The 9,517-nt window shown below is 43.2% G+C and carries 8 protein-coding genes; 3 read left to right on the top strand and 5 right to left on the bottom strand.

What is annotated here, in order from left to right:
- Window positions 1-605: 605 nt before the first annotated feature.
- The 5 genes from HMPREF2983_RS07205 to HMPREF2983_RS07185 form a co-directional block, all read right to left on the bottom strand.
- Window positions 606-1,556: a DNA/RNA non-specific endonuclease gene (locus HMPREF2983_RS07205; RefSeq protein WP_070667547.1), complete on the bottom strand. Its 951-nt coding sequence runs from the start codon at window positions 1,554-1,556 to the stop codon at window positions 606-608.
- Window positions 1,557-1,651: 95 nt separating this feature from the next.
- Complete coding sequence (locus HMPREF2983_RS07200) at window positions 1,652-1,903, bottom strand: type B 50S ribosomal protein L31 (protein ID WP_004374378.1); 252 nt, start codon at window positions 1,901-1,903, stop codon at window positions 1,652-1,654.
- Window positions 1,904-2,006: 103 nt separating this feature from the next.
- Entirely contained in the window at window positions 2,007-3,329 is a 1,323-nt protein-coding gene (locus HMPREF2983_RS07195; RefSeq protein ID WP_246829371.1) for a DUF6359 domain-containing protein, read from the bottom strand.
- Between the two features lie 36 nt (window positions 3,330-3,365).
- Window positions 3,366-4,205 carry a DUF5689 domain-containing protein gene (locus tag HMPREF2983_RS07190; RefSeq protein ID WP_070667545.1) on the bottom strand — a complete coding sequence of 280 codons (840 nt, stop codon included), beginning with the start codon at window positions 4,203-4,205 and terminating at the stop codon, window positions 3,366-3,368.
- Between the two features lie 20 nt (window positions 4,206-4,225).
- Window positions 4,226-6,757, bottom strand: coding sequence for a TonB-dependent receptor domain-containing protein (locus tag HMPREF2983_RS07185; RefSeq protein WP_070667544.1), 2,532 nt, complete (start codon window positions 6,755-6,757; stop codon window positions 4,226-4,228).
- 190 nt (window positions 6,758-6,947) lie between these two features.
- Here HMPREF2983_RS07185 and HMPREF2983_RS07180 point away from each other — a divergent pair, with 190 nt between their 5' ends.
- From HMPREF2983_RS07180 to udk, 3 genes are all read left to right on the top strand, one after another.
- Window positions 6,948-7,991 (top strand): endonuclease/exonuclease/phosphatase family protein, encoded by a 1,044-nt coding sequence (locus HMPREF2983_RS07180; RefSeq protein ID WP_070667543.1) that lies wholly within the window; start codon window positions 6,948-6,950, stop codon window positions 7,989-7,991.
- 5 nt (window positions 7,992-7,996) lie between these two features.
- A complete protein-coding gene (locus HMPREF2983_RS07175; RefSeq protein WP_004374363.1) occupies window positions 7,997-8,599 on the top strand; it encodes a uracil-DNA glycosylase family protein in 603 nt (200 codons plus the stop codon).
- A gap of 104 nt (window positions 8,600-8,703) precedes the next feature.
- Entirely contained in the window at window positions 8,704-9,342 is a 639-nt protein-coding gene (udk, locus tag HMPREF2983_RS07170; RefSeq protein WP_004374361.1) for a uridine kinase, read from the top strand.
- Window positions 9,343-9,517 lie beyond the last annotated feature (175 nt).

Genomic DNA, 9,517 nt, shown 5'->3' with positions numbered 1-9,517 from the left:
AATTACACGCTCATCTGCATCATTTCAGCGTGCATTTTACCTCATTTTGGACGCTGATATGACGCAGATTGCAACGCTTTTTGCCATGATTTTACGCTGTATTTTATCTTGTTTCTCATAACATCCTTATAGTCAACGCGTTGTAAGTAGGCTCAAAACTCGCGTATTTCCGACCGCAATGCTTTTGCTTCTCAGCACGGGCTGTCTCGCAAAGGCTTTTGTAAAAGAATTTAATAGATACCCACCCCCGACCCCTCCCCAAGGGAGGGGAGAGCTAACTTGTAAGGAAATTAGTTATAACTCGCTTCGTAATTATGCATTATGAATTGTGCATTATGCATTAAATACAGTTCAACATTCCTCATTCCACATTAAAAATTATGCATCATTGCATTGTGAATTATGAATTAACTACAATTCAATATTCCTCATTCCACATTAAAAATTATGCATCATACATTGTGAATTATGAATTAACTACAATTCAACATTCCTCATTCTACATTAAAAATTATGCATCATGCATTGTGAATTATACATTAACTACAATTCAACACTACACATTCCACATTAAAAATTATGGATTATGCATTGTGAATTATGAATTAATTAATTCCCCATGACCTGAAATATGACCGCACTGCTTGCACATTTTCCCGTTCAACTTTACGCTCGGTTTCGTCAGGAAGATTGCAGAAGAAGTCGATTCCGGTCTTCTTCTCAAGGTCAACAATGTTGACAACATACTGCGAAAGGCGATCTTGTTTATGCTTTTCATAGAGATGTTCTACCCAGAAACCAAAAGCATGATAGCCCTTTTCATCCTTCATCAACACTGCCATGAAGAAATAACGAGGCACGATGAAGCCACTCCTTGTATGGGTAAGAATCTGTGAATCCTTATCTATCGTTCCGCCTTTACACACATAAACCACTTCACCTCGGTAGGCATTACTCTGTATGCACGCTTCCATTTTCTGCCAAATCCCTGCATTAAACACATGAACCTGTGGCTGCATGTTCGACATGTAGAACGTTTGCTCGTTGGCATCTTTAGAATAAATACGGTCTTCAGAGGCACAGATATGCCCTCGGTCATAGTAACTGTTAGAGTAACCCGGATAGTGACTCCCGCTGAACTCACCTTTTACAGGAGGTTGTTCGTTAGCCGGTATCTTCGGATCTTTCTGAAATGGGTCACCACCCCAAGTCGTCTTGTTCCAATTCCTGCGGTTCCAACCCTTCTTGTTGTTGGCACTTGTGATTTCATAACAGCTCCAACGCTGTGACTTTTTGGCGTGATCCCACTCCAAAGCATAAGTCATTCCAAAGTCTGAAGTGCTGTGGACAATAACCTCACTCGTGCCTCCTTGCAACTTAGGAAACTCTAAACGAGTGACTTCCGCAGGCTTACCGACAGTGAAAATATTGCGATTTTCATTGGCTTCAGTAGTCGTTCCGCCACCATTATCAATATCATCATCATTATTGTTTCCACACGAAATAAAGGAAAAAACAGCCACAGAAAGGGCCAGAAACAGGCGATAGAATTTCATAGGTTCAGGCTTTTAATGCAAAAAATGCGCTCAAACGCATATGCAACTACGTTTGAACGCATTCCCAATTTGAATATACTTAAAAAAGGATATATTTACTTCTTCAGCTTACCGTAACGGTTCATGAAGCGGTCTACGCGACCTGCCGTATCAACAAGCTTACTCTTACCTGTATAGAACGGGTGAGAAGTGCTTGAGATTTCAATCTTTACCACTGGGTAAGTCTCGCCTTCAAACTCTACTGTATCATTGGTCTTTGCTGTAGACTTTGTAAGGAACATATCGCCGTTGGACATATCTTTGAATACGACGGGGCGATAGTTTTCTGGGTGAATACCTTTTTTCATTTCGTTAAATATTATAGTTTATAATTCTTTTTCAACGTAACAGGCTGCAAAGTTAATGAAAACTTCGCAGCCTGCCAAATTATTTAAGAGGTTTTTCTAAGTCTTACTTGGTCTTACCGTTCAGCGAATAAAGATAGCTTTGCTTTGAAGCGGTCTCAAGAGTTCCATTATAATTGGTCAGTTTTCCACAGATAATAACTTCATCTCCGACTTTAACGTTCTCCTTACCTTCAACCCATTTCTTGTTTTCTAAGTACAATGTACTATAAATAATGAAGTCATTTCCAGCCTTTCCATCGTCAGAAATGTTGAAAGTTGCAGTGCCGTATTTTGCACTAAAGGTATACTTTACGCTTGATATCTTGCCTTTAATGTAAACATCTGTAGTCGAAGTCTTTCCCTTTCCCAGCTTTGAAGCAGCCTCTTTTGCTGCAACTGCATTGAAAGGATCAGCGAGTGTACCCGTTCCTTTGGCTGTAACAGCAGGGGTTGAAGGTGTAGTGCCAGGTTTAGTACCAAACTCTTTTGTACCCAATTTTGCATAAGTCAGATTCTTAATTCCAGCCATACCAAAGTACTTATCGATATCGCCATAGAGCACAACTTCCTGCTTATAATTCTGCTTATGCGCCTTAAGATTCAAACCTTCTCTTACAGCTCCCTTCGGCAACTGAACGGCAACACATTTTGAAAGCTTAGTTTCATTGGCATTGGTTGCAATGAGAACATTGGTTTCAACAGTACAAGTATCAGCATTAAACACGGCACCTTCAGAAGCTTTCTTACCATAGATATACCCTACGATGAAGCCTTTGGTATAGACATTCTTTGCATTACCCTTTGCCAAAGCAGCTGCAACATTGAATGGAGTGGCTGCAGTTCCGTCACCTTCTTCTTTGTCAACAGCAGGTGTTTCGCCACCCGAAGTCTGACCATTCAACATATGAATATAGGTAGCTCCCTTGCCGACGGTCTCCGGTTTGTTACCTTTGAAGTTAACGAACGGGCCATAAACTACAACGTCATCACCCACCTTGATCTGGTTTTCAGAAGTAAACCTCTTCTTACCCAAGTATAAGCTTTGGAAAATGTAAAGCTTCTGGGTTGCGTCTTTGCTGTCGGCAATATAGTAATTCGCATTGCCATACGTTTTTGTTTCAACGCCCTGAATTTCTACAATCTTACCTCTTACGTACATCGGAGCCGTCGGTTCGTCAGCCTTTGCAGCCTTGAGGAGTTGCATAGCGGCAGCAACATTGTAGGGATCAGCCTCAGTTCCCTTGCCCGCAGGCTCTATCTTAGCCCCAGGAGTAGGCTTTTCTTTATTGCCATTGGGATTATCATAGGGTTCAGGAACATTCTCACAACTTGTAAATGTCATGGCAGTAATAGCCATAAGGAACAAGGAATAAAGTAGTTTTTTCATAATCTTACTCATTTAGTTTTTATCGAATAGTTTAATTTATTGTACGTATTCTACGTCCTTTGCCGACCGGATTATCACCTGCCACTTATTGTTATAGCGCGTGAAAACACCCGTAATATTCACCTTACTAACAGGTAAGGTGTCGGCAGCAAAGTCTGCATAGGTGCTTGTTCGTACGACAAGATTATTAGCATTGATGCCTTTGAGCGCACGTTCACAGCTGTTATTGTTGACAACATCGGCCTTGTTAGCATACACTTTCTGGCCTCCGTCCTTGAAATAAACGCTTTTCAAAGTCATCAACTTACCACAGTTGGCCGCCAAGTAATTGGCATCAGAAATCTTACTTTGGTCAAACTCCACTGGTGTTACCGTCTTGTTGTTGTCGGTATAAGTGAAATGCTGGTCCCAACGCATGCGAGCCATACGGCTTACTGACGTCTGTCCCTTTGCACTTTCATAGAGAGTACCTATCTGTGGCTGGTATCCGTAGTTGCCGATATATAGGTCTTTGAGGCTGATGAGTATCTCCGTGCCTACCGGGAGATAACCATTGATACCGCCTTCACTGATAGCTATGAGCATAGCTCCAGTGCCGTCATCAACTGAAATCTGACCAAAAAGGTTGCCTTCTATATCGTTTCCGGTCACAACGGCTTTGATTTGTTCGTCATCAGTGACCTGAGTATAGCCATAAGCACTGGCAAGTGTGCTTGCATATTTAGCCTTCAGCTGGGCAATAGTCTGGACATTCGTCTCTTTAATTTGAGCGTTTCCGCGCGTATGTCCACCGCTTGGTGTATCCCAATCACCGTTCATACAGCCTGTGAAAAGCCCACAGAGCAGTGCCAGCATAATGTATTTTATATTCTTCATATTGTCTTTTCTATTAGTGATTAGAATCTATATGATGCCTGCAACATACCATTTGTGCCATATACATGGTACTTCTTCGGGTTCTTCGAGAAGCGATAAGTGCGGTCACTTGTGGTTCCATCGGTCTTAACAGAGTAGTCACTGCGACTCTGTTCATAACCTCCGGTGACAATCTTCTGGTTGTTCAAGAGGTTGGTTATCATGAGGTTGATTGACAACGAGCCTTTCTTCAAGCGGATGGTCTTGCCTATACTTGCATCAAGCATAAAGCCTCCTTTACCCTTATCCTGCGGACTGACGATATAATTCCCATTACTATCAATTGCCCCGATAGCCTTCAAGGACGATGCATAGCGGTAATAAGGCGAGTAACCCAAGTAGATGCGGTCGTAATAATTACCGTTCAAATCGATGAACCAGCCTTGCTGATGGAAGCTAAGTCCTATATTTGCTGCAGTAAGAGGAGTGCCACTCTCGCGCATTCCCTTTACAATAGCCTCGTCATCCTGGTAATTTCCCTGTGTGGAATTCAAGTAACGAACGTGTGCATTGCTCAAGTTCTTAGCCTCACTGATTGTGCCCAAAGCCTTCAAATCGAGATAGGAAGTCAGCTTAAACTTCATACCTAACTCCACACCATAATAGGCTTTCTTCAGCTTATTGAGTGCATTGTAGGAGAAAGAATTAATGTCATCGAAGTAGAAACAAGTCCATTCGGTAGCATTGTCAACACGACTGTAATAGCCACTCAAGTTGGCATGCAGCCAAGATGTGCTGAACTGATAACCCAATTCGCTGCTGAAAATACGCTCACTCTTTAGGTCTTGCACGAAATCATTATTCATTTCAGGAGCTTGGAAAGCTACGTTTGCATTCGGAGCCTTGGTTTCATAGCCTACTCCGAGCGACAAAACGCTACCATGTCCCATGTCGACAGAGCTTGCAAACTTAGCTCCACCAGAGAGGAATTCAGCTGTCTTGCTCTTGCCATATGAGTTGTTTGCAAACAAACCATTACGCATTTTTCCATCACGGTTCATTGCATCATAGCCCACCTTGGCAGCAATACTATAATGTAAGACACCAAATGTTTCAGCATAATTACTCCATACATTGCCACGAAGTACATTGATATTATAATCGTAACCAAACTTATCGCCTTCACCAACAAGGGCATTTGGTCGGTTAAGATCATACTGCACAGCGTCTGAATTCTTTGTAAATGTGCCTATTGCATAGTTGTTTACGTTGTGGAATGACTTTGCTCCGAGCATATCTTCCATAGTCTGATAGTGGAACCCCTTATTACCTGCAACGGCAAAACCAAGGTTCCAGATACTCTTTTCAGTCAAATTCTTAGTCAAGGCAGAAGCCAACGTCAAATAAATATTATTGTTGTGGCGAGCCTGTACATAGTACATAGCATCTGCACCCTGCTGACTTGCACCGCGGTTAGCCTCATACAAGCGGTTCCAATCTATCTGGCGATGTGCCTTACTGCTTGAAAGCCATTCGTAAGCTGTGCGCCAATCGGCCAAAGCCTGTGCGGTCTTGAAGCGTGAGATGTTACCCCATACATCATAGAAGTTGCTGGGTAACACCTTATAATAATCTGGCTGTGGGTTGTCTGCATTGTTATAATTGAGCTTCGTACTTTTGTACATGCTATACTTCCCAAGTAAGGTTGTCGTCAATTTTGTATTGTTATTGATGTTCCAATCCCATGTCAAGAGGGCTGTAGGAGCAAAGTCTGTGACAACACGAGAGTTTCGTTTCTTCCCATCTTGATAGCCCCAATAAGGGTTATACTGGTAATCATTAGCTATCCAGAAGCTTTCATCAGTCGCTGCTCCCTGTGTAGAGCGCTCGGTTGGATTGCCCCATGTGGAGAAAGAAAGACTGTGGTTACCGAACAGTTTCTGTACACCGATGAAATAAGACAAGGCATTATAGAATGTGCCCTCTACATAACCGCGGTTTGCCCAACGATAAGTGAGGTTTCCACTAAAAGCCCACCCCTTGGCATTAAAACCGCTATTATAAGTGTACATGCCACGCATGGTGTAGTTACGGTTGGCACCTGCCAAGCTTATACGATGTCCGGCAGCCATGTTTCCACTTCTGAAATTGTAGTTATTACTACCGGCCATGCCTGTCATAGCATAGTTGTTGCTCTCAAACGGGAGTGAGAAATCCACGTTACGTGTCATCTGATTGAGTCCACCTACAGACGAGAAGCTGAACTGTCCGCGTTCAACATCGTTGACAGGAGCACCATTAATGTAGATTTCATTATACTTCTGATTGAATGCGCGATAACGGAATCGCACCGGAGAGAACAGATAACCAACCTCACTTGCATAGGTATTAGTAGCAGAATTGAGGATAGTGACATTCTGAGTCATGTTGTCATCCTCTCCCAACTGTGCTTCGGTGAATGTGAATGCGTTTTCATCTAAAGGCTTTGTCGGCTGCTGAGACGTCGTATTCTGCGCAACCATAGCCGACGAAGAGAATAGCATCACCACCGCTAATTGGAGATGTTTTTGCATAGAATGTTATTTAATAAATATTAATATTTAATTGCAAAGTAACGAAATTTATTCTAAAGTAACGAGTATTTTGTGTTCTTTTTTTCATCAAAAGCATATAACTTAAATTATTTTACTTACTTTTGCAAACAGTCTCCCCATTTGAAATAGGCTTTAAACCAAAGTCAGACAACTGTTTTTAACTATAATAATGAAGAAGCAAGTATTTTTATTGGTGGCGTTCTTTGTATGCCTTGCCACCTCTGCCCAAAAGAAGTTCTCTGTTTATGCAGTAGGCTTCTACAATCAAGAAAACCTATTTGACACCTGCCATGATGCAGGGAAACGTGACTATGACTTTCTTCCGACGGGATCATATCGGTGGGATGGACTTAAATACAGCCACAAACTCCACAACATGGCACGTGCACTTGCCGACATGGGAACCGATATTCTGCCCAATGTCGGCTGTGCCGTTATCGGACTCAGTGAGGTTGAAAACCGTAAAACTCTTGAAGATTTGACCGCTCAACCAGAACTGAAAGCCCGCAATTATCAATTTGCTCACATCGAAGGTCCCGACAAACGCGGCATTGATTGCGCCCTGATTTACAACCCGTCTCTATTCACTATGGAGAGCGAAATGCTTGTTCCTTACCGCAACAGCACCGAACAAGACACGTCGTTTGTTACCCGAGGCTTCCTCACTGTCACCGGGAAGTTAGCCAACGAGCCTGTAGCTTTCATCGTCTGTCACCTGCCGAGCCGTTTCAGCGGCCCTTCTTATCGTGAGTGGGGAGCATTGCAAGCCAAGGCCGTTAAAGACTCGTTACTGGTTCTCAACCCACAGATGAAAGTGTTTGTCATGGGAGATATGAACGACGATCCTACCGACAAGAGCATGTATGAAGCCCTTTCTGCAAAGGAAAGCATCGAGAAAGTAGGGCCCGACGACATGTATAATCCATGGTATAACATATTGAAGAAGCAGGGGAAAGGAACGTTGATGTATCGTGGAACATGGAACCTTTTCGACCAAATCGTCATGACTCCCAACCTATTAAATAAGAAAGGTGAGAACAACTTCACGACACTGAAGTTCTGGAAAAACCAAATTCAGCGCATGCCTTACCTCTTCCAATCCGAAGGACAGTATAAAGGCAGCCCGAAACGAACCACAGCCGGTGGCGTATGGCTTGACGGTTTCTCCGATCACTTGCCTGTCTGTGTCTATTTAGTCAAGGAACAAAAATAAACAGAATGCAAAAGAAAGAAGCCGAAAAACAGGCAAACTTAGAGATAGAAACCCACCCCTTTGAACCTTGGTTGCCCAAGAATGCCCGACTGCTCATGTTAGGAACATTCCCACCGGCACCCAAGCGCTGGTGCATGGAGTGGTATTATCCCAACTTTCAGAACGATATGTGGCGCATCTTTGGCTATCTGTTCTTTGGCGACAAGATGCATTTCGTTGACCAAGAGCACAAGACTTTCAACGTTGATGCTATCAAGGCACTGCTCAAGGAAAAGGGAGTTGCCATCTTCGATACGGCACTTCGCATCCGACGTACCAAGAACAACGCCTCCGACAAGGATCTTGAAATCGTTGAACCAAGCGACCTTGACAACATGCTTCGCAGCCTTCCCGCATGCAAAAGCATATTAGCTGCCGGGCAACTTGCCACGGAAGTCTTCACCAAGCACTATGGCATAAAGACCATTCCCAAAATGGGACAATACACGGAATTCACCTTTGAAGGCCGCACATTGCGTCTCTATCGCATGCCAAGCAGCAGCCGTGCCTACCCTATGCAAATCGAAAAGAAGGCTGAATTCTATCGAAAGATGTTTGAAGAACTGTGACAGAGGTCTCCCTCGGCCCTTTGCTTTCCTCGTTGTGCGCACTCAACGAACAGCAATCTACGGTTCCAAAGGAGGGAAGAACGAACCATAACGCTAAATAATACATGATGAATTGTGACTTAAAAAAGATTACTATCATCGGCATTGCCGGTGGAACTGGTAGTGGGAAAACCACAGTTGTAAAGAAGATTGTAGAGACTTTACCTCCTCATTACGTTGCAGTGGTGCCTCTTGACTCCTACTATAACGACACTTCTCACATGACAGAAGAAGAAAGACACGCTATAAATTTCGACCATCCCGATGCATTTGATTGGAAACTACTCCACAAACAGGTTAACGATCTTCGTGAAGGAAAGGCCATAGAGCAGCCCACTTACAGCTACATCCTTTGCAACCGCCTGCCTGAAACCATTCATGTGGAACCCAAACCCGTTATCATTATAGAGGGCATCATGACGTTGTTGAACAAGAAACTGCGTGACTTGATGGATCTTAAGATATTCGTTGATGCCGATCCTGATGAGCGGTTGATCCGCAATATACAGCGCGATACGATTGACAGAGGGCGTACTGTGTCAATGGTTGTTGAGAGATACCTCGAAGTTTTGAAGCCAATGCACGAGCAATTCATCGAGCCTACAAAGCGTTATGCCGACCTGATTATACCGCAAGGTGGCGAAAACATCAAGGGCATCAGCATTCTTTGTGACTACATTGAGGGCCTTGTGCCAAGAGAATAAATGTAAAAAAAGAGTGCGTTAAAAAGGCACTTTGAAAATCTTCGAAATAGAAATGGGAAAGCCGTTTTCAGCGAGTTACAGAGGCTGAAAACGGCTTTTGTTTCATCATTTATGGCTTGTTATCTTGCAATCTGCGTCAACTTACACGCTCATCTGCATCATTTCAGCGTGCAAA

The sequence above is a fragment of the Prevotella sp. HMSC077E09 genome (genome assembly GCF_001814685.1).
GTDB lineage: Bacteria > Bacteroidota > Bacteroidia > Bacteroidales > Bacteroidaceae > Prevotella > Prevotella oris.
The sequence above is the reverse complement of the archived record's forward strand: the minus strand, read 5'-3'. Positions and strand labels throughout refer to the sequence as shown.

Coding starts and splice junctions, on each gene's coding strand:
- HMPREF2983_RS07185 (WP_070667544.1), bottom strand. CDS start 6,757: ATGCAAAAACATCTCCAATTAGCGGTGGTGATGCTATTCTCTTCGTCG.
- udk (WP_004374361.1), top strand. CDS start 8,704: ATGATGAATTGTGACTTAAAAAAGATTACTATCATCGGCATTGCCGGT.
- HMPREF2983_RS07195 (WP_246829371.1), bottom strand. CDS start 3,329: ATGAAAAAACTACTTTATTCCTTGTTCCTTATGGCTATTACTGCCATG.
- HMPREF2983_RS07190 (WP_070667545.1), bottom strand. CDS start 4,205: ATGAAGAATATAAAATACATTATGCTGGCACTGCTCTGTGGGCTTTTC.
- HMPREF2983_RS07205 (WP_070667547.1), bottom strand. CDS start 1,556: ATGAAATTCTATCGCCTGTTTCTGGCCCTTTCTGTGGCTGTTTTTTCC.
- HMPREF2983_RS07200 (WP_004374378.1), bottom strand. CDS start 1,903: ATGAAAAAAGGTATTCACCCAGAAAACTATCGCCCCGTCGTATTCAAA.
- HMPREF2983_RS07175 (WP_004374363.1), top strand. CDS start 7,997: ATGCAAAAGAAAGAAGCCGAAAAACAGGCAAACTTAGAGATAGAAACC.
- HMPREF2983_RS07180 (WP_070667543.1), top strand. CDS start 6,948: ATGAAGAAGCAAGTATTTTTATTGGTGGCGTTCTTTGTATGCCTTGCC.